Source organism: Micromonospora sp. NPDC085948, from assembly GCF_040686315.1.
GTDB lineage: Bacteria > Actinomycetota > Actinomycetes > Mycobacteriales > Micromonosporaceae > Micromonospora.
In genome coordinates this window covers 77,868-99,189 of record NZ_JBFBJW010000009.1, presented here as the reverse complement: position 1 = coordinate 99,189, position 21,322 = coordinate 77,868, and the positions used below count along the sequence as shown (strand labels likewise).

Here is a 21,322-nt window from a genome sequence, read left to right as displayed (position 1 = left end):
CATGATTCGTGGACGTTTCGCCTCAGCGGGCGTGGCGTTCCGGGTGGGCGCGGCTCCAGGTCCGCATCCGTTCCGGGTAGCCGGTGCGGCCCGCCTCGTACAGCGGCACCGCGTGCTTGCGGGCGATGGACCCGGCCGCGCGGGGGGTGCCGGTACGGCGGCGGATCCACTCCCCGTCGTGGGCGATCGCCACCACCGTGGTGTCCGTCGCGGTGGTCTCCGGCTCCAGGTAGAACTCCACCCCGCGCCGGCTCGTGACGAACGCCTCCAGCGCGGCGAGGTCGTCCCGGGTCGCCTCCCGGTCCAGCTTCGTCGGGGTCGCCTCGGCGCCCCGTGACCGGCGACTGAACCAGCTCATGCCCCACCCCTTCCCTCGACGCCCCTCCAGTGCAGCACCGAATCCTGGCAAGACGCTGCACGCCGGGTGGGAGACAGCTGATCCGACGGGGGTGGAACCCGCCACGCGTGGGCGGTGTCATGAGTGTGACCCGAACGGAGGTTCCCCTGGACGACGAGGCGCTCGTCACCCGCGCTCGCTCCGGTGACCTGGAGGCGTACGACCTCCTGGTCGCCCGGCACACCGCGTCCGCGTACCGGACGGCGTCGCTGCTCGGGGCGGGCTCGGACTCCGAGGACGTCATCCAGGAGGCGTTCGTGAAGGCGTACCGCAAGTTGTCCCGTTATCGGGGCGAGTCGTCCTTCCGGTCCTGGTTGCTCGCGATCGTCGCCAACGAGACCCGCAACCTGCACCGGTCGCGCGGCCGCCGCGACGGCCTCGTCCTGCGTGCCGCGGCGGCGGATCCGACGGCGGAGATCGCCGAGGACGGCGCGGTGGGCGCGGTCCTCGCCGGGGAGCGCCGCGCCGCGCTGGTGCGGGCCCTGCGGCAACTGCCGGTACGCGACCGCGAGGTGATCGTCTGCCGGTTCTTCCTCGACCTCAGCGAGGAGGAGACGGTGGCGGCACTGGGTTGGGCCCGGGGCACGGTGAAGTCGCGCACGTCCCGGGCCCTGGCGAAGCTTCGCGGCCTGCTCGACCGGGAGGAGGTCCGGCATGGGTGACCTCGAACGGGAACTGCGGGACCTGTCCGCCTGGCTGGAGACGCCCGAGCCGCCCGACGTGCGCGCCCAGGTTCGCGGACGGCTGCACCGGCCGGTGCGGCGGTGGCGTCCGCTCGCCGCGGCGGCGCTGGCCGCCCTGCTGCTGGTGGCGGTGTTGCCGCCGACGCGTGCCGCCGTCGCCGACGCGGTGACCGGGCTGCTGCGCTTCGCCGGCGTCAGCATCGCCGTCGCGCCCACGCCGACGGTGCCCAGCGGCGTCGCGTCGCCGTTGCCCGGGCAGCGGGTCGTGGGCCTGGACGAGGCACAACGGAGGGTACGGTTCCCGATCCGCCTGCCGGCGAAGCTGGGTCCGCCCGAGCGGGTGCTGGTCGCCGACCCCGACCCCGCGGGCACCTGCCGGGTCGCGACGCTGCTCTACGACGGCGGTGCGCTGCGCGTCGACGCGTTCGACGGTCGCCTCAACCTGTCGTTCCACAAGGAGGTCATCCTGCCGGGAGCGGACTGGGTCGAGGTCAGCGGCGACTTCGCGGTGTGGGTCGACGGCCCGCACGTGCTGTCGTATGTGGACCGTTCGGGAGTGGTCCGCAAGGAGAGCGCCCGACTTGCCGCCTCGACGCTGATCTGGCAGGACGCCGACGTCAGCTACCGGCTCGAGGGCGCGGTCACCAGGGCCGAGGCGATCGAGATCGCCCGCTCCCTGCGCTAGGAACCGGACGGGCGCGACCGGTGTCCTGAAGATGAGGTGAGTCGTCGACACGTACCGGAGGGTCGAGATGGGTTCATGGGGCCGGCCGCTGCTGGCGGCATCGGTGGTTCTGCTGGCGGGATGCGCGACCGCGACCGACCGTGGGTCGGCCGCGCCGCCCGCCGCCACCGCGAGCGCCGGGAGTAGCGCGAGTGCCGGGAGTTCCGCGAGTGCCGCGACGGGCTGTCATTCGCCGGTCCAGACGGAGTCGCTGCCCGACTGGGCGGACGCCGGGTTCCACGGGAGCAGCCGGGGGCCGCACGTCTTCGGCGCGAAGGGCGACATCGTGGCGGTGCTGTTCGCCCATCCGCTGCGCCAGGTGCGAAGCGACGGGTCGAACAACAAGATCCTGTGGGTGGCCCGTGCCGCCACGACGTCACCCGACCCGACCGCGCCGGCGACCCTGGTGATCACCGCGACGCTGGACGGCACCGCCACCCGGGTGACCCGAGAGGTCGCCGGTGGGCCAGGGCCGTCGATCATCGACATGCCGCAGGCCGGCTGCTGGCATCTCGACCTGCGCTGGTCCGGGCACACCGACACGATGGACCTGGTCTACGCCCCCTGAGCTACGTACCGTGGCGGCCATGGTGAGTCTGCTCGACGGCATGACGCCGCTGTACGTGGCGGCGGACATCCACGGTCACCGGTCGGAGTTCCGGGAGTCCCTTCGCGACGCCGGGCTCGTCGACCACACCGGCCACTGGTCCGGGGGCGGCGCGCGGTTGTGGCTGCTCGGCGACTACGTCGACCGCGGCCCGGACGGGGTCGGCGTCATCGACGACATCCAGCGGCTCGCGGTCTCCGCACGTGAGGCGGGCGGCCACGTCGGGGTGCTGTTGGGTAACCACGAGGCGCAGTTGCTCGCCGCGCACCGGTTCGGCACCAGGCCCGTCGCCGGGTGGGACGAGCCCGGTGGGTTTCAGGGTGGCTGGGCCCGGTTCGGCGGACGTGCAGAGGACCTGCGCCAGCTGACGCCGCAGCATGTCGAGTGGATGACGCGGCTGCCCGCGGTCGCGGTCGTCGACGGGTTCCTGCTCGTGCACTCCGACACCGCCCGGTACCTGGAACTGGGATCCAGTGTGGCCACCGTGAACGCGGCGGTCAGCATGGCCCTCGGCTCCAGCGGCCCCACGGCGTGGCTGGAGTTCTGCGGCCGGATGAGCGATCGGGGTGCCTTTCGCGACGCCGTGCCGACGAACCCCGACGACCCGGTGTCGATGATGCTGCGCACGCTCGGCGGCAGCGTGCTCGTCCACGGGCACAGCACCCTCACCAAGCACTTCGGTGTGGCGCCGCAGGATGTCACCGTCGCGCTGCGGTACGCCGACGACCGAGTCATCGCCATCGACGGCGGCGTCTACGAGGGCGGCCGGATCCTGCTCACTCGACTCCGCTGAACCTGGCTACGCTGCCCGACGTGCTGGACGACGTGCGGACGGCAGCCCGCGACAACGCCGAGTGGTGCGACATCGTCTGCGGCAGCCACGGGCTGGCCGGCCGTACCGACGCCGACGCCTGGTCGGTCCCCCACCGGTCGCCGCCGTGGTATCCGGACGCGGTCACCCTGCGGCCGGGCGTCGACGCCGGGGCCCTGCTGGCCCGGATCGACGCGGGGGACGGCGCGTCGGTGAAGGACAGCTTCGCCGACCTCGACCTGTCCGGGTATGGGTTCCGGGTGCTCTTCGACGCGCGGTGGATCCACCGGCCACCGTCGCCGCCGCCGGCCGACGAACCCCTCACCCCGGTCACCAGCGCCGACGACCTGGCGGTCTGGGCGGCGGCCCACGGCGGTGGGAAGTTGTTCCGCCCCACGCTGCTGGCCGATCCCCGGGTGCGGGTGCTCGCCCGCCGCGACGGCCGGGGTGTGCTCACCGGCGGGGCGGTGCTCAGCGGCGACGGCCCGTACGGCGTCTCCAACCTGTTCACCCGCACCGACAACCCCCGCGACATCTGGCGCGCGGTGTGCGCCACCGTGTCCGACGCGCCGCTGGTCGGCTACGAGACCACCCCGGACCTGGCGGCGGCCCTCGCCGCCGGCTTCACCACCACCGGCCCTCTCCGCGTCTGGCTGCGGGCCTAGCGCACCGGCCACTGGCACGGCGTACGGGCGGCTATGCTGGGCGGCATCGGCACCGATCCGGCCATCACCGGGGAGCCTCCGGAAGAACGGGCAGCTCGACCGCCCCAGTAGAACCGGACGTAGCGGCACGTCACGTCGCGAAATCGAGCGGCGCCCGCACCATCGGGGCGCAAGCGGGGTGGTACCGCGGAGTCCTGGCCATACGCCCGGCGCTTCGTCCCCGTGTGGGCAGTGAGCTGATGCCCGCGCGAGCGGATGTGGAGTGTAGGGAGAACGTCGGTGCCGGACGGTCCGTTGAAGTCGCCATTCGTCCCACTGCCCACCAAGATCGATCTTGGTGGGATGGACCGTGCGGTCATCGAGTGGTGGCAGACCAACAACGTGTTCAACCGGAGCCTGGAGCAGACTGCCGACGGTCCGCCGTGGGTGTTCTACGAGGGGCCGCCGACCGCCAACGGCACGCCGGGCACCCACCACATCGAGGCGAGGGTCTTCAAGGACCTCTTTCCCCGGTACCGCACGATGCGCGGCTTCTCGGTGCCCCGCCGCGCCGGGTGGGACTGCCACGGCCTGCCGGTTGAGCTCGCGGTGGAGAAGGAGCTGGGCCTCAGCGGCAAGCCCGACATCGAGAAGATGGGCATCGCCGAGTTCAACGCCCGGTGTCGCACCTCCGTGCTGCGGCACGTGGACGAGTTCGTCCAGCTCAGCGAGCGGATGGGGTACTGGATCGACCTGGAGCACCCGTACCAGACGATGTCCCCCGAGTACGTGGACAGTGTCTGGTGGTCACTGAAGCAGATCCACCACGCCGGGCGGCTGGTGGAGGACTTCCGGGTCGCCCCGTACTGCACCCGCGACGGCACGACCCTGTCCGACCACGAGGTGGCGCAGGGGTACGAGACCGTCACCGACCCGTCCGTGTACGTACGGTTCCCGGTGCGCGAAGCGGTGGCCGGACACCACGGCGTCGAGCTGCTGATCTGGACCACCACCCCGTGGACCCTGGTGTCCAACACCGCCGTCGCCGTCCATCCCACGGTGACGTACACCCTCGCCCGCACCGAGCAGGGCACGTTCGTCGTCGCCGAACCGCTGACCCGGCGGGTGCTCGGTGACGAAGCGGAGATCCTGGCGACCGTACCGGGGTCGGCCCTGGAGGGGTTGCGGTACGAGCGGCCGTTCGACCTGGTGGACATCCCGGACGCCCACCGTGTGGTCCTCGCCGACTACGTCACGACCGAGGACGGCACCGGCCTGGTGCACCAGGCGCCGGCCTTCGGCGCGGACGACCTCGCCGTCTGCCGCGCCTACGGGTTGCCGCTGGTGAACCCGGTCGCCCCGAACGGGCGGTTCGACGACGGCATCGACCTGGTCGGCGGGGTGTTCTTCAAGGACGCCGACGCGCTGCTCATCGATCGCCTCCGGACCTCCGGTCGGTTGTTCCGGCACGAGCCGTTCGAGCACCCCTACCCGCACTGCTGGCGGTGCCACACCCCGCTGATGTACTACGCGCAGCCGTCCTGGTACATCCGGACCACCGAGGTCCGCGACGAGCTGACCCGGGAGAACGAGAGCACCAACTGGTTCCCGGAGCACATCAAACACGGCCGGTACGGCGACTGGCTGAAGAACAACATCGACTGGGCGGTGTCCCGTTCCCGGTACTGGGGCACCCCGCTGCCGCTGTGGCGCTGCCCGGACAACCACGTGACCGCGGTCGGCTCCCGGACCGAACTCGGGGAGCTGGCCGACGCCGACCTGTCCGAGCTGGATCCGCACCGCCCGTACGTCGACGAGATCACCTTCGCCTGCCCGGACTGCGGCCGGACCGCCACCCGGGTGCCCGAGGTGATCGACGCCTGGTACGACTCCGGAGCGATGCCGTTCGCGTCGGTGGGCTACCCCCACCTGCCGGGCAGCAAGGAGATCTTCGAGCGCACCTACCCGGCCCAGTACATCTGCGAGGCGATCGACCAGACCCGGGGATGGTTCTACACGCTGATGGCGGTGGGCACCCTGGTCTTCGACAGGTCCCCGTACGAGAACGTCGTCTGCCTCGGGCACATCCTGGCCGAGGACGGCCGCAAGATGAGCAAGCACCTGGGCAACATCCTGCTGCCGATCCCGTTGATGGACACCCACGGCGCGGACGCGGTGCGCTGGTTCATGGCCTGCTCCGGCTCACCGTGGTCACCGCGCCGGGTCGGGCCCGGCCCTCTCGACGAGATCGTCCGCAAGGTGTTGATGACGTACTGGAACACGGCGGCGTTCTTCTCCCTCTACGCCGCGAACTCGACGTGGGCACCGGAGCTGGCGCAGCCGGTCGCCCAACGACCGGTGCTGGACCGGTGGATCGTCGGTGCGGTCCACGCCCTCGCCGCCGCCGTGGACGACCGACTGCAGAACTACGACACGGCCCGTGCCGGCCGACTGCTCGCCGACTTCGTCGACGACCTGTCGAACTGGTACGTACGGCGCTCGCGGCAGCGCTTCTGGGAGGGCGACCCGGACGCCCTCACCACCCTGTACGAGTGCCTCGACATCCTCACCCGGCTCCTCGCGCCGTTCATCCCCTTCCTCACGGAGGAGGTGTGGCAGCAGGTCATCCGGCGGGGCGCCGGGTCGGCCCCGGAGTCGGTGCACCTGGCGACCTGGCCGACGCCCGACACCACGGTGATCAGCGCCGAGTTGTCGGCCCAGGTGGCCACGGCGCGGGCGTTGGCCGAGGCGGGCCGGTCCGCGCGTAAGGCGAGCAGCCTGCGGATCCGCCAGCCGTTGAGCCGGGCGCTGGTGGGACTACCGGCCGGCACGGTGCTTCCGCAGGCGTTGCTGGACGACATCGGCGACGAGTTGAACGTCAAGGTCCTCCAGCCGCTCGACTCCCAGAGCGGGGTCATCGACGTGCGGGTCAAGGCGAACTTCCGGACCCTGGGCCGCCGGTTCGGCAACCGCACCCAGCACGTCGCGAAGGCCGTCGCCGCCGTGGCCGCGCGGGAGCTGGTCGACGGTGTCCGGGCGAACGGGACGTTCCCGCTGGTGGTCGACGGCGAGCAGGTCGAGGTGGGCCTGGACGACATCCTGATCACGGAGGTGCCACGAACGGGCTGGGTCGTGGAGTCCCAGCGCGGAGTGACGATCGCTCTGGACACCGAGATCACCCCCGAACTGGCGGCCGAGGGCGTCGCACGCGACGTCGTCCGTACCGTCCAGCAGGCCCGCCGCGACGCCGACCTGGAGGTCGCCGACCGGATCACGGTGTCGATCGCCGCGCCCGCGCAGGTCGCGGCGGCGATCTCCACGCATCAGTTGCTCATCGCGCACGAGACCCTCGCGCGCACGCTGACCGTGGTGGACGCGTTGTCGGAGGGCTTCGCCGGCACCGTGGGCGACGGTCAGGAGATCCTGGTGCACGTCCTGCGGGCCTGACCGCTGCCGGGGCGGACGATCACCGCAGACGGGTCAGATCCTCCGGGGTCAGGCGAAGGGCTCCGGCGGCCACGTTCTGCGCCAGGTGCTCCGGGTCCGCGGTGCCGGGGATGGCGAGCACGTGGGACCCCTGGTGCAGGGTCCAGGCCAGGCGTACCTGCTGCGGTGTGACGCCGTGGGCGCGGGCGACGGCCTCGACGGCCTCGTTCTGCGTGGCGCTCGCGCCCGCCTCCCGACCGGTGCCGGCCAACGCGAAGAACGGCACGAAGGCGATCCCCCGCCGACCGCAGAGCTGGACGAGCTCGTCCTGGTTCCGGTAGGCGTCCACCCCGTAGTTGTTCTGCACACAGACCACCGGCGCGATGTCGGCCACCTCGTCCAGCTGCTCGGGCCGGACACCGGAGAGCCCCAGGTGCCGGATCACCCCGGCGGCCCGCAGTTCGGCGAGCGCGCCGAACCGGTCGGCCAACGGCACCGTGCCGACGCCCCGGCCGAGGCGCAGGTTCACCACGTCGAGCTGGTCGCGGCCGAGCCGACGCAGGTTCTCCTCGACCTGGGCGCGCAACTGCGCCGGGGTGAGCGCCTCGGTGAAGCCCACCTCCGGGTCGTACCCGAAGCCGACCTTGGTGGCGATGACCAGGTCCTCCGGGTACGGGGCGAGCGCCGCGCGGATCAGCTCCGTGGCGTAGCGGGCCGGGCCGGTGCCGACCCGCAGTGCCCCGCCGGGCGAGACGTAGAACGCGGCCGTGTCGATGTGGTTGACCCCCAGCTCGACGGCGCGGCGCAGCAGGGCGACCGCCCGGTCCGGGTCCGGGTTCGCGGTGATCCGCATGGAGCCGAAGCCCATCCGGCGGACGGTGCGGTCGCCCAGGGTCCAGGTGCCCGCCGCGTCGGCGGTGATCTCGTCGGTTGGCATTCGGCGACCCTAGCCAGCGCGGGTACGCGGCGCAGTCGGCCGCGCACCCGATACCGCTCGACGGCGCCGCGGGTTAGTTTTAGTGTGCGGCCGGCGTCGACTCGGCGGTGTGCGGCTCGGCGGTGTGCGGCGGGCGCAGCACCGGCACCAGCAGCAGGGTCGGCAGCAGCAGCAGCGGCACCACCAGCAGGGCACGCAGCGTGCCGACCTGGTCGCCGAGCAGCCCCAGCAGCGGCGGCCCACCCAGGAACGCGGTGTAGCCGATCACCGCGACCACGCTCACCCGTACCGGCGCGTGTGCCTCCTCGTCGGCGGCCGCGCTCATCCCCACCGGGAAGCCCAGCGACGCACCGAGGCCCCACAGCGCGACGCCGACGATCGCCAGCGGCCCCGAACCGGCCAGCACGGCCAGGCCGGCGCCGAGCACGGCGAGCCCGATGGTGCCGGAGAGCACCGGCACCCGCCCCCACCGGTCCAGCGCGACCGTGCCCGCGGTGCGCCCGGCGGTCATGCCGACGACGAAGACCCCGAAGACCGCCGCGCCGGCTGCCTCGCTCAGGTCCCGTCCGTCGATGAACGCGACGGCCAGCCAGTCGTTGGCGGCACCCTCGGTGAACGCCGCCACCAGCACGAACAGCCCGATCAGCAGGGTCCGCGGCTCCCGCCAGGCGGCGAGCTGCGCACGGCGGCGGGCCGCCGGGGTGGCGTCCGCCGGGTCGCCGGTGTGATCGCCCGCGACGGGCAGGAACGTCCGGGAGGCGAGCACGGTGCCGGCCAACACGACCACCGCCACCGCGACGAGGTGCGCGCCGACCGCCACGTCGAACCGGGCCGCACCGGCGCCGAGCGCCGCTCCGGCCACCGAACCGAGGCTCCACCCCGCGTGGAAACGGGGCATGATCGTACGATTCAGGCGCCGTTCCACAGCGGCGCCCTCGACGTTCATCGCCACGTCGCAGGCGCCGGAGCCGTAGCCGAAGGCGACAAGTCCCAGGGCCACGACGGCGAACGACCCGGTCATCGTGGCGCCCAGCCCCGCCACGGTCAGACCGAGCGCGACAAGCACGGTGGCCAGGGTCACGGTGCGGGCCGCGCCGAGTCGCTGCGCGAGCAGGCCGGAGGTGGGCATGGCGAGCAGCGCGCCGACGCTCATCGCCAGCAGGAGCAACCCGAGGCGACCGGCGGAGAGGTCCAACGCCTCACGGACCGCCGGCACGCGGGAGAACCAGCTGCCGACGGCCAGCCCGTTGAGGGTGAAGGTGACAGCGACGCCGTTGCGGGCGAGCAGCACCGCCCGTGCGGGCGGTGCGGTGTCCGGGGTTACGGCTCTGCTGGTGGGGGCGCTCACGGGGTCTTGTCCTCTTTCTCGGGGTGATCTCCTGGCACGATCGCACACCTGAGAGCGCTACCACCACAACCGGCAACCGCCCCTTACCGCCGACGGACCGGCCAGGGCATGATGTGAACAGGCGTTTGTCCGACCGGACGGGCCGCCGCGGGGAGGCGACGATGACGGCAGCGGCACAGCGACCGGCCACTCTCGAGGACGTCGCCCGGGTGGCCGGGGTGTCGCGGTCCACCGCGTCGCGGGTGATCGCCGGCACGGGGTTCGCCTCGCCCGCAGCTCGGGAACAGGTCACGGCAGCCGTCGACCACCTCGGTTACGTGCCGAACCCGGCCGCCCGGGCGCTGGTCCGCGGCGGCGGCCTCCGGCTGGTCGTGGCCGCCCAGGGGGCCAGCCCGGCGGTGCTGGACGACCCGTACGTGCACCAGGTGGTCGGCTCGGCCGCCCGGGTGTGCACACCCGCCGGTGTCGGGGTGGCGCTGCACTGGCTGCCGCTCGGCGACCCGCGCGGCCTGCACCAGCTCGCCGGGGACCGCACCGTGTGCGGGGTGATCCTGGTCAACACCACCGAGGACCTGCTGGCGGCGGTGCCCGGGTCGCTGAGCGGCCGGGTGGTCTCGATCGGAGTCGGCTCGGCGACCGTGCCGTCGTTCGACGTCGACAACGCCGCCGGCTCGGACGCCGTGCTGCGCCACCTGTACGCCTCGGGCCGCCGCCGGATCGCCATGGTGACCGGCCCCCGGTGGCTGCCTTGCGCGCAACGCCCCGTGCAGACGTACCGCCGACTGATGCGCCAGGCCGGCCTGCCGGAGTGGGAGATCACCGGGGACTTCACGGCGGCGCGCGGCCGGGCGGCGGCCGGCGAGGCGCTGCGCCGCTGGGCGGACGTCGACGCGATCTACGCGATCAGCGACGACACCGCGCTCGGAGTGATCGCGGGCCTGCGCGACGCCGGTGTGCGGGTGCCCAGCGACGTCGCGGTGGCCGGCTTCGACGACATTCCGCTGGCCGGGATGACCGCCCCGGCGCTGACCACGGCGAGCCATCCGGTCGGGCGGATCGCCGTCGCCGCGGCCAGCGCCCTGTTGGACGGGCGTCCGGCCGCCCGGGTGACGCTCTTCCCGTCCACCCTGGTGGCCCGCTCCAGCGCCTGACGGCGACGAGATCCCCGGTCCGCGAGTCGACCACGACCCCGGAACGCGTGTGGGGACGTCAGACGGCGGGGAGGCCGAGGGCTTCGTCGACGCGGGCGAGGACGGCGGCGTCGTCCTCCGGGTTGACCCCGCGCAGCAGGTCGATGGCCGTGGCCCGGACCTGACCGATGATCATCGCTAGGGGCAGGGTCGGCGTGGCGCCGAAGAGCTGCCCGGCGGTGTGCACGGCGGCCAACGCGGACTCGTCGGCCCGGCCGCCGTGCCGGTCGGCGGTCTCGTCCTGGCCGTCGAGGTCGGCGGCGAGGGCGGCACCGGCCTGGCGGACGGCCTCGGCCAGGGATCGCAGGGCGGCGCCCAGCTCGGGTGGCGCCGGGGTGTGCAGCCGGCTCAGTGTCACGCCCGCGCGGGCCAGCACCCGGACGTTGCGCACCGCGTAGTCGATCTGCCGGATCGACTCGTCCACGGACCTCAGCCGACCGATGTGCCGGCGCCGACGGACGTTGAGCCGCAGCGCCTCACCGGCGGCCAGCACCCCGTCGCGCAGCCCGTCCACCCGGGCGTCCATTCCCCGGGCCTGGGTCAGCGCCGCGAACGCGGCGGCCTCGTCGCCGCGGTCCAGCGCGTCGGCGATCTCGCCCAGCAGCCCGGCGAGCTCGTCGAAGGTCCGCCGCACCTCGGCGACCAGCGGCGCGAGGGGGTGCCGGGCGTCGACCAGCAGGCTGGCCGCGAGCGCGACCGCGCCGCCGATCAGCGCGTCGACGAACCGGAACGGCACCAACGACCCGTCCGGCGGTGCGACCACCACCAGGTAGAGCGCGGAGACCGCGGCCTGCACCAGCGTCACACCGGTCGCGCCGAAGGCCACCGCGAGGAGAACGGTGAGCAGGATGACGGTGCCGACCGTCCAGGTGCTGCCCGGGCCGAGTGCCTGCACCACCAGGTCCGCGACGAGCACCCCGGCGGCGACCCCGAGCACGACCTCGACGGCTCGGCGAATACGTTGACCGCGCGCCTGACCGAGAACGATCAGCGCCGCGGCCGGCGCGAAGAAGGGCTGCGGGTGCCCGAGCAACCGGGTGGCCAGCAGCCATGCCACGGTCGCCGCGACGGTCGCCTCCAGCACCGGCCGCCAGCCGTGCCGCAGCCGCCCGCCGGCCGTCCGCAGGCCACTGAACCGCACCATCGCCACCCTCCTCGCGCCGCCGGCCCACGACACCCGAGGTGATCGTCTCCCATCACGCGACGGACCTGCTCACTGGGCTGCTCCGGGGTGCGGTCGCGGACCGGGGCGGTGGACTACTGCCCGGTGAGGGCGCGCAGCAGCGTACGGATCGCGGCGCTCAGGTCGGCACGGCTGGCCGGGCTTCCGGGCTGCGGGGCACTGAGCGCACCCGCGCCGACCAGCCGGTCGAAGAGCAGCCCGTCCACGAACGCGACGAACTGGTCGCCCTGCCGATCGGGGTCGGTGGCCCCGGCCCGGGTCAACAGGTCCCGGGCCTGCGCCCGCAGGCCGGTGCCGTGTTGCAGGATGCCGCGCAGCTCGGGCCGGTGCACCGCCTCCAGCAGGCAGGCGTATCGGGCCAGGGTCCGGCTGCGCCCGGTGCTCAACCAGCGGTCGAGCACCTCGGCGACGCCGACGGCGAGGCCGTCGAGATCGTTTCCGTCGAGCCGGGGCGCGACGGTCGGGGGCGGACCGGTCGGCAGGTCGTGGTGCGCCAGGTCGGCCCGGTCCCGTTCGGCGAGCCGTCCCACCACGGCCTCGATCAGCGCCTGCCGGGTGCGCAGGTACGCGGAGGTGGTGCCGGGCGGCATCGCGGCGCGGCCGTCGACCGCCCGGTGGGTCAGCGCTCGCATGCCGCCCTCGGCGATCAACTCGATGGCCGCGTCGGTGAGCGTCGCGATCCGGTTCGCCCGCGCCGTCATGGCACTCCTTCTTCTCGGGGTCCGCAGGTAGTATCACTCTTCTACAGATGTAGAAGGAGGTTCGACATGGACGACGCACACGCGGTCTTGGTGGGCGGCGGGATCGGCGGGTTGAGCGCGGCTCTCGCCCTGCACCGGCACGGGTGGCGGGTCACCGTGCTGGAGCGCGCCGCCGAGCTGCGCGAGGTCGGCGCCGGCCTGAGCCTGATGGCCAACGCGGTACGCGGGCTGGACGCCCTCGGCCTCGGCCCGGCCCTGCGCCGGGGTGGCCACGGCGAGGCACCCGGCGGTGTCCGCGACCGGCACGGGCGGTGGCTGTCCCGGATGGACGCCGCGGAGATGATCCGGCAGCTCGGCACCACGGCGCTCGGTGTGCACCGGGCCACGCTGCACCGCACCCTGCGCGAGGCCCTGCCGGTCTCCTCCCTGCGCACCAACGCCACGGTGGACCACGTCGAGTCCGGCCCGGACCACGCCGAGGTGCGCTACCAGGGACCCGACGGCCCACACACCCTCGACGCCGACCTGGTGGTCGCCGCCGACGGCCTGCGCAGCCGGGTCCGCGCCCAGCTCTGGCCGCACCACCCCGGCCCGGTGTACGCCGGATCGACGACGTGGCGGGCGGCCATCGCGTTCCCGGACCCGATCCCGGCAGCGATCACCTGGGGACCGGGAGCCGAGTTCGGCATGGTGCCGATCGGCGACGGCCAGCTCTACTGGTACGGCGCACTCAACGCCCCGCCCGGCGGCCACGCCCCCGACGAGCTGGCGGTCCTGCGGGAACACTTCGGCGACTGGCACGACCCCATCCCGGCGCTTCTCGCGGCGACCCCACCCGACGTCGTCCTGCGCAACGACATCCACCACCTGGCCGTCCCGCTGCCCTCGTACGTGCGGGGACGGGTGGCGCTGCTCGGCGACGCCGCCCACCCGATGACGCCCAACCTGGGGCAGGGCGCCGGGCAGGCGATCGAGGACGCCGTGGTGCTCGGCGCGGTCTGCGCAGGCGGCGCCGAGGGGGTGCCGGCCGCCCTGGCCGCGTACGACCAGCAGCGTCGACCGCGCAGTCAGTCCGTCGCCCGGGCCTCCCACGTCGCCGGGCGGTTCGGGCAGCAGTTGCACAACCCGATCGCCTTCGCGGTACGCAGCACCGCGTTGCGCCTCATCCCGGCCCGGGTCGCCCTGCGCAGCGCGGCCCGGTACGCCGACTGGCGACCGCCCGCCGGTTAGGCCGACTCCGCGGGGCCCGGGCCGGTGAACGCGGCGGTGTACTCGGGCGCGGCGAGGAACGGGGTCAGCACCTCGACGGTGCCCGGCGTCCAGGGACGACCGTTGAGCACCTCGTCGCCGGGCACGAAGACCATCGCCGCGCCCTCACCGAGCACCACGTCCTCCTGCCCGGCCCGGGTACGGCCGAGAAAGTAGTGCATCTCCCGGTTCAGCTCGGGTCGCGACTGCACGGCGATCAGGCGCAGCGGCCCGTCGGCGCGCAGGCCGGTCTCCTCCCACAGCTCCCGCTCGGCGGCCTGCTCCGGCGTCTCCCCCGCCTCCGCGTGGCCGCCGGGCAGCCCCCACACGTCCGGGTGGTGCATCGCGCCGGCGTCACGCAGTTGCAGCAGCAGCCGCCCGGCGGGATCCACAAGCAGCACACACGCGACGACAATCACCGACCCAGCTTAAGGCTTGTTTCATAAGAACTGGCCGGCCTGCGGCGGGCCCGGACGACGACCGGCGGCGTTGCGGTTTCGCCCGGATACAACACCGGTATCCGGACGAAACCGCGCCTTGCCGGATCGCCGCCCGGACTCCGCCTCGGCTCGACCGCCCTTATGAAACAAGCCTTAGGCGGGTGAACCGCCCCGGTACGCCTGCTCCCCCACCGCCACCAGGCGCGCGTGGTCGGCGGCGTCCCCGAGCAGGCCGCGCAGGCCCGCGGCGTAGGCGGTCGCGGCGGTCACCCCGAGCTGGGCGGCGAAGGCGTACTCGTCGGCCAGGGTGATGTCGAAGATGGCCGGGTCGTCGGTGGACACCGAGCAGGCGACCCCGGCGTCGGTCAGCACGGTCAACGGATGCGGACGGTCCTCGCGGGCCACGCCGAGGCGCAGGTTGGAGGTGGGCGTCACGTCCAACACGACGCCCCGCGCGGCCAACTCGGCGACCAGCTCCGGGTCCTCCACGGCCCGCACCCCGTGCCGGATCCGGACCGCACCCATCGCCAGCACCTCGCGGACCGCCTCCGGCCCGGCCGCCTCGCCCGCGTGCGGCACGAACGGCAGGCCGCCGTCGCGGGCCAGCTCCACCATCCGGCGGTACGGCGTGGTCGGGTACCGCCCCTCGGCACCGGACAGTCCGAAGCCGACCACCCCCTGCCCGGCGAACCGGGTGGCGATGCGGGCCGCGCTCTCGGTGAAGTCGACGTCGTGACCCCGGCAGACCTGCGGGGTCAACCCGATCGACACCCCGTACGACTCGCGGGCCTCGGCCGCCGCGTCGACCAGGGCGGCGAGCAGGTCGGCCCAACCGGACAACCCGAGCCGCTGGTCGGCGTCCACGATCGGTTCCAGGTGGACCGCGCCGTCGCGGGCGGCCTCCGCGGCGTACGCCAGCAGTGCCCGCTGGTAGTCCTGCGGCGTCCGCAGCACCGTGGTCATCGCGTTCCAGGTGGTGATGAAGTCGTACAGGTCGTCGAACCGTCCGGACGTCTCGGCCGGCACCGGGAGGCGATGGCCGTGGGCCAGCGCGGCGAGCAGCGCCGGACGGACCGTCCCCTCCAGGTGGACGTGCAGTTCGATCTTCGGGGTGTGGCGCTGAGCCGGCGTCATCGCGATCCTCGGGGGTCGGCTGAACGGGTGCGCCCAGCCTGTCCCACCCCGACCCGGCTGGCCTCCCCCAGGCGGGGGATCACCACCGGAAAACTGTTCTCGGCCCAAAGCTCCAGGGTAGTCAATTCCGCCCCGATTCACCTCGGTCACATATGACAGTGCGTCGGTACAATCGGCGACTGCCTTGTGACTGATCGCTGACTGCCGATGGTGAAATGGATCACACACACTGAGCCCATGAACAGGAGAGTCAACCGCGGTAAGGCACTCCGCGTCGCGGTGTGTCTCCTTCTGGTGGCGGCGTTGGGTGGCTGCATGCAACTCAACATGGGGCTCACCGTGAACGCCGACGACACGGTCGACGGGCAGTTGCTGCTGACCGCCGAGAAGTCCCTGCTGACCTCGCGAAACAAGAACATCCCGGCAGCCTTCGCGGAGCTGCGGCAGAACATTCCCGCCCTGCCGGCGGGCGAAGAGACCCGGTACGAGGACGACAAACTCTTCGGCGCCCAGATCAGTTATCGCAAGGCGCCACTGGCAGGCTTCGACACGGAGAGCGTAAAACTGGTTCGGGACGGCGACTTGTACCGTTTCACGTTGCCGCTCGATCCGTCGAAATACGGCGGAAAGGTAGCGCAGCAGAATCCGCAGCAACAGCAGGCGTTCCTCAAGCTGATGTCGTTCGAGATCTCGGTGGCATTTCCCGGCCGGGTGATCGACAGCAACGGCACCGTCAACGGCCGCTCGGTCAGCTGGAAGGTCGAACCCAACCAGGACAAGCCGATCGAGCTGCGCGCGGTCGCCGAGGCGCCACCTCGACCGTCCACCTCACCGGTTGCCGCCGGTGACGACGGCGGGATCGGCTGGCCGCTGATCGTCGGCGGCGTACTCCTGCTGCTGCTGCTCGCCGCGGTGGGCGTACTCCTGCTGCGACGCCGGCGGCCGACGGCGCCGGACGCCCCCGGACCGACCTCGCCCGGACCGACACCGCCGGGCCCGCCCGCCGGCGCGCCGGGGCCCGGTTGATCCACCCGGTGGCCGGCTCTGCCGGCCACGCCCGGCCCCGGCCGCCCCGAGACGACGGCGACCGGCCCCGGTGCTCCCACTCGGCAGCACCGGACCTCACCACCACCACATCCCGGTCGCACCATCGCAGAAAAGGGGGATCGTCATGAACGATCTCTTCACCTGGGCAGCCCTGGGCACCATCGCCGGCGCGAGCGCCGCCACCCTCCTGGCCACCAACGTCATCGGCGGGCTGATCGGCCCCAGTGGCGACAAGCTCCGCAAGTGGATCGCCATCGCCATCGCGCTCCTGCTGTCCTACCTCACCGCGGCGTTCGCGGATGAGGTCGGTGGCGAGAAGTGGATCATCGCGTTCTTCAACGCGCTCGTCATCTTCTCCGCCGCGCTCGGCGTCAGCCAGTTCCCGCCCGGCAACCGGCAGGCGACGCCGACCCAACTCGCGAGCGGTCGCGAGCCCAAGATCTTCCGCTCCTGGGTCTGAGGGGTACCGTCATGGTCTTCGGAATTCTCAGCGCGGCGATCCAGGTCATCCTCGGCGCCCTGTTCGGCTTCCTCGCCGGCGGCTCGATCGGACTTCTGGTCGGCGCCGTCGTGGGCCTGCTGGTCGGCGCGGTGTTCGGCTGGGCGGTGGCCTCCGCCGGGGTGTACGCGGCGGACGCCCGCGGCATCTTCCTCTTCGTCGTCGACCACACCTGGAGTCTGCTCAACACGGTCGTCGGCGCCATCTACCTGACCGTGCACCTGGTCTTCGGGCACTCACTGGACCGACCCACCTCGTCGGGCAGCGGCCGGGTCAGCGTGGTGGAGGGGGTCTCGCCCCGCTACGCCACCACCATCGGCACCGTCTGCGCCGGCTCCAGCTCGGGCATCCAACGGCACGAGGACGTGCACATCTTCCAGGGTCGCCTGCTCGGCCCGCTCTACATCCCGCTGGTGCTGGCGAACTACGTGCTGTTCACCATCGCCCCGGTGTGGTTGCTCTACCACGACCACACCAACGCCCCGATCAACCGGTTCACCAGGTACTTCGAGATCGGCGTCTACCCGCACGTGTGGAACGAGGCCATCGCGTACCGGATCCAGGGGACGCCGCCGCGATGACCACCGACGGGCGCGGACCGATCGAGACGGCCACCGCCGAGTTGGCCGCCTGGCTGACCAGTGCCGCGGGGGAACCCGTCCCGGTCGGCCCGCCCCGCACCGGCGGCGACGCCGCCGGGCTCACCCTCTGGCCGCTGGAGCTGCGCCCGGCCCGGCAGACCCGCTCCAGCGGCGTGGTCCGCGAACCGTACCGGTTCACGGTCCGCTACCTGCTCTGCGTGACCGGGCCGGCCGGGTTGCCCCGGCTGGACCGGGTGCTCACCGCCGCGACCCGCGAGGGCAGCTACCCGGTCGTCCTGGAGGCCGGCGATCCGCCACTGTGGGCGGCGTTCGGCGCCGCGCCGCGCCCGGCGCTGCTGATCGACGTACCCGCCCAGGTCGACCACCCGACCCCGGCCGCGCCCCCGGTGCTGCAACCGCTGCGGCTGCGGCACCTGGAGGTACGCACTCTCACCGGCCGGGTGGTCGGCCCCGAGGACCAACCCCTCGCCGCGATGCGGGTCGAGCTGTCGGCCACCGGGTCCGCCACCCGCACCGACACCGACGGGCGGTTCCACCTCGTCGGCGTCCCGCACGACCCCGAACACCCGAGCCCGGCCCGGCTGCGGCTGACCGGGCGTGGGCTCGTCCTCACCGCCGACGTCGACCCCGGCGAACCCGACCTCGTCATCGTCTGCGCGCCACCGACCCACTGACGCCCGCCCACCCGCACAGGAGGATCGATGCCCAGCTACTTCTCCCCCGGCATCTATGTCGAGGAGGTCCCCAGCGGCGCCCGACCGATCGGCCCGGCGAGCACCAGCATCGCCGCCTTCGTCGGACTCGCCCCGAACCACGACGCCCACCTGGGTCGGGCGGTGCCGGTCAACAACTGGACGGAGTTCCTGCGGCTCTTCGCCGACGGAGACCGGGTGGAGAGCACCCCGCTGGCCCGAGCGGTCTTCGGCTTCCTGGACAACGGGGGCGCCCGCTGCTGGGTGGTGAACGTCGGCGAGGGCGGCGCGATCACCGGCACCGGGCAGCGACGCGGTGGCCTGCAACTGCTGGAGGCCATCGACGAGATCTCCATCATCGCCGCACCCGGTTTCCACGACGTGGTGTCGCACGAGGCGCTGCTCAGCATGGCCGAGCGGACTCGCACCATGGTCGCCATCTGCGACCCGGCACCGGACATCGACGACATCGCCGCGCTGACCCGGGTCGCGACGCCGTCCACCGGCAAACCCCCCAAACCCGCCGAGGGTACGGGCGGCGGCGCGGCCGGTCCCGGCGGCGGCGGCTCGGCCGGTTCCGGCGGCGGGTCGGCCGGTTCTGGCGGCGGGTCTGCCCAGCCGGGTGGCTCGGGCGGGCACGAGGGGGCGGCGTACCGGCCCCGGCAGTCCGAGTTCGGCGCCTTCTACTACCCCTGGCTGCGCGTGCGCGACCCGATCAGCGGCGAGCTGGAACTGACCCCGCCGAGCGGGCACCTGGCCGGCATCTGGGCCCGCACCGACGCCCTGCGTGGAGTGCACAAGGCACCGGCCAACGAGCCAGTGCGGGGTGCCGTCGACCTGGGCTACCTGGTCACCCGGCCGGAGCACGACGTGCTCAACCCCAAGGGCGTCAACGTGATCCGCTACTTCGCCGGTGAGGGCATCCGGGTCTGGGGCGCCCGTACGCTCGCCGCCGAAGCCAGCGAGTGGCGCTACCTCAACGTCCGGCGACTCAGCATCGCCATCGAACAGGCCATCGCCAACGGCACCCGGTGGATGGTCTTCGAACCCAACGACTTCACCCTCTGGCGCTCGATCCGCCGCGACATCGGGGCGTTCCTCACCCGGGTGTGGCGCGACGGCGCACTGCTCGGGCGCAGCCCGGAGGAGGCGTTCTTCGTCAAGTGCGACGAGGAGACCAACCCGGTCGACGTCCGCGACGCGGGCATGGTGATCGCCCACATCGGCATCGCGGTCGTCAAGCCCGCCGAGTTCGTGGTGTTCAAGCTGAGCCAGTGGGCCGGCGGCACCGAGACCGAGACGATCGGAGGCTGACATGCCCACCACAGCCACCCAGCAGCCCGGCGCCCCGGTCGACCCGTACCGGGCGTACAACTTCCGGCTGCTCATCAACGGCGTCACCAACGGCCACTTCACCGAGATGACCGGGCTGGAGGTGAACATCCCCGGCCAGCCGTACCGGGAGCACGGCCTGGGCCGGATGCGGATGGTGCCCGGCCAGGCCGAGTACGAGCCGGTGACGCTGCACTTCGGCCTCACCGCCTCCCGCGAGCTGTGGGACTGGGTGAACGCCACCGCGCAGGGCACCCTCAACCGGCGCAACGTCTCGGTGGTGCTGCTCGACTCGGTAGGCACCGCCGAGGTGCTGCGGTGGAACCTGATCGACGCCTGGCCCACCCGGTGGCGTGGCGCGCACCTCAACACCCTCAGCCACGAGATCGCCATCGCCTCGTTGACCCTGCGCTACGAGGGTCTGGAGCTGGAGACCGGCGGTGCCACCGCGCCGACACCCGCGTAGCTGGCTGGCCGGCCGGCTGCGCTCGGCTGCCGGGGCGGTGCAGCGCCTCGCCGGGCGCGTCGAGCCCGCCGAGGACCGTGCGCCCGCCGGGGATCGTGCGCCCGCCGAGCACCGGGCGCCACAGCCGTCGCCGGAGACGTCCGGAGCTCCACCGCGCCGCTTCGGGGAGCCACCGCAGCACTGGCTGGACCTGGTCGCCGCCCACGCGCCCGGCCTGCTGCACGACCTGGACCTCGACCGGCCCGCCGCCGCACCGACGGAGGGGCGCGATGACCCGGCCGACGGCTTCGGCTCCGGCTCGGACTCCGACTCCGGCTCCGACTCCGACTCCGACTCCGGCTCCGGCTCCGGCTTCGGCTTCGGCTTCGGCGATCGAGTCGATAGCGGCGGACCGGACCGGTGGACCGCGGTGACGCGACCACCTCGGGCCGCCGGGGAGGATGCCTGGTTGCCTGATGATCCGGCGGGTCGTCGTGCCCCTGGCATGGTGGACCGTCATGCGCCCGGCACGGGTGGTGGGCACGGCCGCGGAGCCAGCGTGAGCGGCCCGGACCCGGACGCGCACTCCTACCGGCGTGACCGCCCGGCGTTTGCCACACCGGGCACGGTGGGTGACGACGGCACGGTCGGGCACGACGGCACGGTGGACGTGGCGTACGGCGTCAACGGGCCGGAGGCGGTGAGCGGGGTGGCAAGGCCGGACGGGTCGCGGTCGACGGGCGCGACCGGGTCGACGGGCGCGTCGAGGGCAGACGACAGGTCCGGCGGCCCACGGATGGGTGGCACCAGGCCCCGGGGCGGCAACGATGCCTCCGCCGTCGCAGTGATCGCCAACGCGCCCCTCACACCGGGTGCGGGCCGACGTTCGCCAGGCCGGCTGCTGGACGCTTGGCGCCTGCGCACAGCCCGACGGGGCGCGGCGCCAGGACCGGCGCCGGATGACATTCCGGCCACCGACACGAAGGAGCGGCCCCGACTCGGAGAGCCAACCACCCCGGCCAATCCTCGCCTCCGCACCTACCCTGCCGAGATCTTGGAAGATTTCGGCCCCTCCAGGGGCACTTTCCTTCCAAGGTCTACAACCGACTCCGCCGATGTCGGCGGGGCGAGGCCGGACCAGGCGGCAGCTCGGGACGGGCGATCAGCCGTCGGCGGGACGGCTGACGGTGGGGCGGTAGCCCACGGTGGGGCGGCAGCCAGCGGTGGGACGA

The 21,322-nt window shown here is 73.0% G+C and carries 22 protein-coding genes; 14 read left to right on the top strand and 8 right to left on the bottom strand.

Going from position 1 to position 21,322, the window contains the following annotated elements:
* Window positions 1–22: 22 nt before the first annotated feature.
* Window positions 23–358 (bottom strand): hypothetical protein, encoded by a 336-nt coding sequence (locus tag AB0O48_RS22695; RefSeq protein WP_357255766.1) that lies wholly within the window; start codon window positions 356–358, stop codon window positions 23–25.
* A gap of 119 nt (window positions 359–477) precedes the next feature.
* Between AB0O48_RS22695 and AB0O48_RS22690 the strand changes: the two genes are divergently transcribed.
* The 6 genes from AB0O48_RS22690 (at window position 478) to ileS (ending at window position 7,313) form a co-directional block, all read left to right on the top strand.
* Window positions 478–1,059, top strand: a complete 582-nt coding sequence (locus tag AB0O48_RS22690; protein ID WP_357255768.1) for an RNA polymerase sigma factor — start codon at window positions 478–480, stop codon at window positions 1,057–1,059.
* Window positions 1,052–1,765, top strand: a complete 714-nt coding sequence (locus AB0O48_RS22685; RefSeq protein WP_357255770.1) for a hypothetical protein — start codon at window positions 1,052–1,054, stop codon at window positions 1,763–1,765. The genes AB0O48_RS22690 and AB0O48_RS22685 overlap by 8 nt, the downstream gene beginning before the upstream one ends.
* A 67-nt stretch (window positions 1,766–1,832) precedes the next feature.
* Window positions 1,833–2,372, top strand: a complete 540-nt coding sequence (locus AB0O48_RS22680) for a hypothetical protein (RefSeq protein WP_357255772.1) — start codon at window positions 1,833–1,835, stop codon at window positions 2,370–2,372.
* A 19-nt stretch (window positions 2,373–2,391) separates the two neighbouring features.
* Window positions 2,392–3,204 (top strand): metallophosphoesterase, encoded by an 813-nt coding sequence (locus tag AB0O48_RS22675; protein WP_365068156.1) that lies wholly within the window; start codon window positions 2,392–2,394, stop codon window positions 3,202–3,204.
* A 20-nt stretch (window positions 3,205–3,224) separates the two neighbouring features.
* Complete coding sequence (locus AB0O48_RS22670; RefSeq protein WP_357255776.1) at window positions 3,225–3,887, top strand: hypothetical protein; 663 nt, start codon at window positions 3,225–3,227, stop codon at window positions 3,885–3,887.
* A 279-nt stretch (window positions 3,888–4,166) separates the two neighbouring features.
* A complete protein-coding gene (gene ileS, locus AB0O48_RS22665; RefSeq protein ID WP_365068153.1) occupies window positions 4,167–7,313 on the top strand; it encodes an isoleucine--tRNA ligase in 3,147 nt (1,048 codons plus the stop codon).
* Between the two features lie 19 nt (window positions 7,314–7,332).
* Here ileS and AB0O48_RS22660 read toward each other — a convergent pair whose 3' ends face one another.
* Window positions 7,333–8,229, bottom strand: a complete 897-nt coding sequence (locus AB0O48_RS22660) for an aldo/keto reductase (RefSeq protein WP_357255779.1) — start codon at window positions 8,227–8,229, stop codon at window positions 7,333–7,335.
* Window positions 8,230–8,308: 79 nt separating this feature from the next.
* Window positions 8,309–9,577 carry an MFS transporter gene (locus AB0O48_RS22655; RefSeq protein WP_357255780.1) on the bottom strand — a complete coding sequence of 423 codons (1,269 nt, stop codon included), beginning with the start codon at window positions 9,575–9,577 and terminating at the stop codon, window positions 8,309–8,311.
* A 161-nt stretch (window positions 9,578–9,738) separates the two neighbouring features.
* On the opposite strand from AB0O48_RS22655, the gene AB0O48_RS22650 reads away from it, so the two are divergent.
* Window positions 9,739–10,728, top strand: a complete 990-nt coding sequence (locus tag AB0O48_RS22650; RefSeq protein ID WP_357255782.1) for a LacI family DNA-binding transcriptional regulator — start codon at window positions 9,739–9,741, stop codon at window positions 10,726–10,728.
* Between the two features lie 58 nt (window positions 10,729–10,786).
* On the opposite strand, the gene AB0O48_RS22645 is transcribed toward AB0O48_RS22650, so the two are convergent.
* Together AB0O48_RS22645 and AB0O48_RS22640 are read right to left on the bottom strand one after the other, a co-directional pair.
* Window positions 10,787–11,911, bottom strand: coding sequence for an FUSC family protein (locus AB0O48_RS22645; RefSeq protein WP_357255784.1), 1,125 nt, complete (start codon window positions 11,909–11,911; stop codon window positions 10,787–10,789).
* A gap of 113 nt (window positions 11,912–12,024) precedes the next feature.
* Window positions 12,025–12,651, bottom strand: coding sequence for a TetR/AcrR family transcriptional regulator (locus AB0O48_RS22640; RefSeq protein WP_357255786.1), 627 nt, complete (start codon window positions 12,649–12,651; stop codon window positions 12,025–12,027).
* A gap of 66 nt (window positions 12,652–12,717) precedes the next feature.
* Between AB0O48_RS22640 and AB0O48_RS22635 the strand changes: the two genes are divergently transcribed.
* Window positions 12,718–13,881, top strand: a complete 1,164-nt coding sequence (locus AB0O48_RS22635; RefSeq protein ID WP_365068147.1) for an FAD-dependent monooxygenase — start codon at window positions 12,718–12,720, stop codon at window positions 13,879–13,881.
* Here the strand turns inward: AB0O48_RS22635 and AB0O48_RS22630 are convergent.
* Both AB0O48_RS22630 and AB0O48_RS22625 read right to left on the bottom strand, forming a co-directional pair.
* On the bottom strand, window positions 13,878–14,318 hold the full coding sequence (locus tag AB0O48_RS22630; RefSeq protein WP_357255790.1) for an NUDIX domain-containing protein: 441 nt from the start codon (window positions 14,316–14,318) through the stop codon (window positions 13,878–13,880). The two genes, AB0O48_RS22635 and AB0O48_RS22630, sit on opposite strands and share 4 nt — an antisense overlap.
* Window positions 14,319–14,492: 174 nt before the next feature.
* Window positions 14,493–15,473, bottom strand: coding sequence for an adenosine deaminase family protein (locus tag AB0O48_RS22625; RefSeq protein WP_365068143.1), 981 nt, complete (start codon window positions 15,471–15,473; stop codon window positions 14,493–14,495).
* A gap of 237 nt (window positions 15,474–15,710) precedes the next feature.
* Between AB0O48_RS22625 and AB0O48_RS22620 the strand changes: the two genes are divergently transcribed.
* From AB0O48_RS22620 to AB0O48_RS22595, 6 genes are all read left to right on the top strand, one after another.
* Complete coding sequence (locus AB0O48_RS22620; RefSeq protein ID WP_365068140.1) at window positions 15,711–16,499, top strand: DUF3153 domain-containing protein; 789 nt, start codon at window positions 15,711–15,713, stop codon at window positions 16,497–16,499.
* A 145-nt stretch (window positions 16,500–16,644) separates the two neighbouring features.
* On the top strand, window positions 16,645–16,980 hold the full coding sequence (locus AB0O48_RS22615; RefSeq protein ID WP_357255689.1) for a hypothetical protein: 336 nt from the start codon (window positions 16,645–16,647) through the stop codon (window positions 16,978–16,980).
* Window positions 16,981–16,991: 11 nt separating this feature from the next.
* The gene (locus AB0O48_RS22610) at window positions 16,992–17,600 is read left to right on the top strand and encodes a glycine zipper family protein (RefSeq protein ID WP_357255687.1); all 609 of its coding nucleotides are present in this window, start codon (window positions 16,992–16,994) and stop codon (window positions 17,598–17,600) included.
* Entirely contained in the window at window positions 17,597–18,295 is a 699-nt protein-coding gene (locus tag AB0O48_RS22605; protein ID WP_365068136.1) for a carboxypeptidase-like regulatory domain-containing protein, read from the top strand. The genes AB0O48_RS22610 and AB0O48_RS22605 overlap by 4 nt, the downstream gene beginning before the upstream one ends.
* A gap of 27 nt (window positions 18,296–18,322) precedes the next feature.
* Window positions 18,323–19,627, top strand: coding sequence for a phage tail sheath subtilisin-like domain-containing protein (locus AB0O48_RS22600; RefSeq protein ID WP_365068133.1), 1,305 nt, complete (start codon window positions 18,323–18,325; stop codon window positions 19,625–19,627).
* Between the two features lies 1 nt (window position 19,628).
* Window positions 19,629–20,111 (top strand): phage tail protein, encoded by a 483-nt coding sequence (locus AB0O48_RS22595; RefSeq protein ID WP_357572371.1) that lies wholly within the window; start codon window positions 19,629–19,631, stop codon window positions 20,109–20,111.
* Between the two features lie 567 nt (window positions 20,112–20,678).
* On the opposite strand, the gene AB0O48_RS22590 is transcribed toward AB0O48_RS22595, so the two are convergent.
* Window positions 20,679–20,945 (bottom strand): hypothetical protein, encoded by a 267-nt coding sequence (locus AB0O48_RS22590; protein ID WP_357572370.1) that lies wholly within the window; start codon window positions 20,943–20,945, stop codon window positions 20,679–20,681.
* Window positions 20,946–21,322 lie beyond the last annotated feature (377 nt).

Bases quoted from the DNA above. Each gene is read 5' to 3' on its own strand.
- AB0O48_RS22695 (WP_357255766.1), bottom strand. From the start codon at position 358: ATGAGCTGGTTCAGTCGCCGGTCACGGGGCGCCGAGGCGACCCCGACG.
- AB0O48_RS22690 (WP_357255768.1), top strand. From the start codon at position 478: ATGAGTGTGACCCGAACGGAGGTTCCCCTGGACGACGAGGCGCTCGTC.
- AB0O48_RS22685 (WP_357255770.1), top strand. From the start codon at position 1,052: ATGGGTGACCTCGAACGGGAACTGCGGGACCTGTCCGCCTGGCTGGAG.
- AB0O48_RS22680 (WP_357255772.1), top strand. From the start codon at position 1,833: ATGGGTTCATGGGGCCGGCCGCTGCTGGCGGCATCGGTGGTTCTGCTG.
- AB0O48_RS22675 (WP_365068156.1), top strand. From the start codon at position 2,392: ATGGTGAGTCTGCTCGACGGCATGACGCCGCTGTACGTGGCGGCGGAC.
- AB0O48_RS22660 (WP_357255779.1), bottom strand. From the start codon at position 8,229: ATGCCAACCGACGAGATCACCGCCGACGCGGCGGGCACCTGGACCCTG.
- AB0O48_RS22650 (WP_357255782.1), top strand. From the start codon at position 9,739: ATGACGGCAGCGGCACAGCGACCGGCCACTCTCGAGGACGTCGCCCGG.
- AB0O48_RS22645 (WP_357255784.1), bottom strand. From the start codon at position 11,911: ATGGTGCGGTTCAGTGGCCTGCGGACGGCCGGCGGGCGGCTGCGGCAC.
- AB0O48_RS22640 (WP_357255786.1), bottom strand. From the start codon at position 12,651: ATGACGGCGCGGGCGAACCGGATCGCGACGCTCACCGACGCGGCCATC.
- AB0O48_RS22635 (WP_365068147.1), top strand. From the start codon at position 12,718: ATGGACGACGCACACGCGGTCTTGGTGGGCGGCGGGATCGGCGGGTTG.
- AB0O48_RS22625 (WP_365068143.1), bottom strand. From the start codon at position 15,473: ATGACGCCGGCTCAGCGCCACACCCCGAAGATCGAACTGCACGTCCAC.
- AB0O48_RS22620 (WP_365068140.1), top strand. From the start codon at position 15,711: ATGAACAGGAGAGTCAACCGCGGTAAGGCACTCCGCGTCGCGGTGTGT.
- AB0O48_RS22615 (WP_357255689.1), top strand. From the start codon at position 16,645: ATGAACGATCTCTTCACCTGGGCAGCCCTGGGCACCATCGCCGGCGCG.
- AB0O48_RS22610 (WP_357255687.1), top strand. From the start codon at position 16,992: ATGGTCTTCGGAATTCTCAGCGCGGCGATCCAGGTCATCCTCGGCGCC.
- AB0O48_RS22605 (WP_365068136.1), top strand. From the start codon at position 17,597: ATGACCACCGACGGGCGCGGACCGATCGAGACGGCCACCGCCGAGTTG.
- AB0O48_RS22600 (WP_365068133.1), top strand. From the start codon at position 18,323: ATGCCCAGCTACTTCTCCCCCGGCATCTATGTCGAGGAGGTCCCCAGC.
- AB0O48_RS22595 (WP_357572371.1), top strand. From the start codon at position 19,629: ATGCCCACCACAGCCACCCAGCAGCCCGGCGCCCCGGTCGACCCGTAC.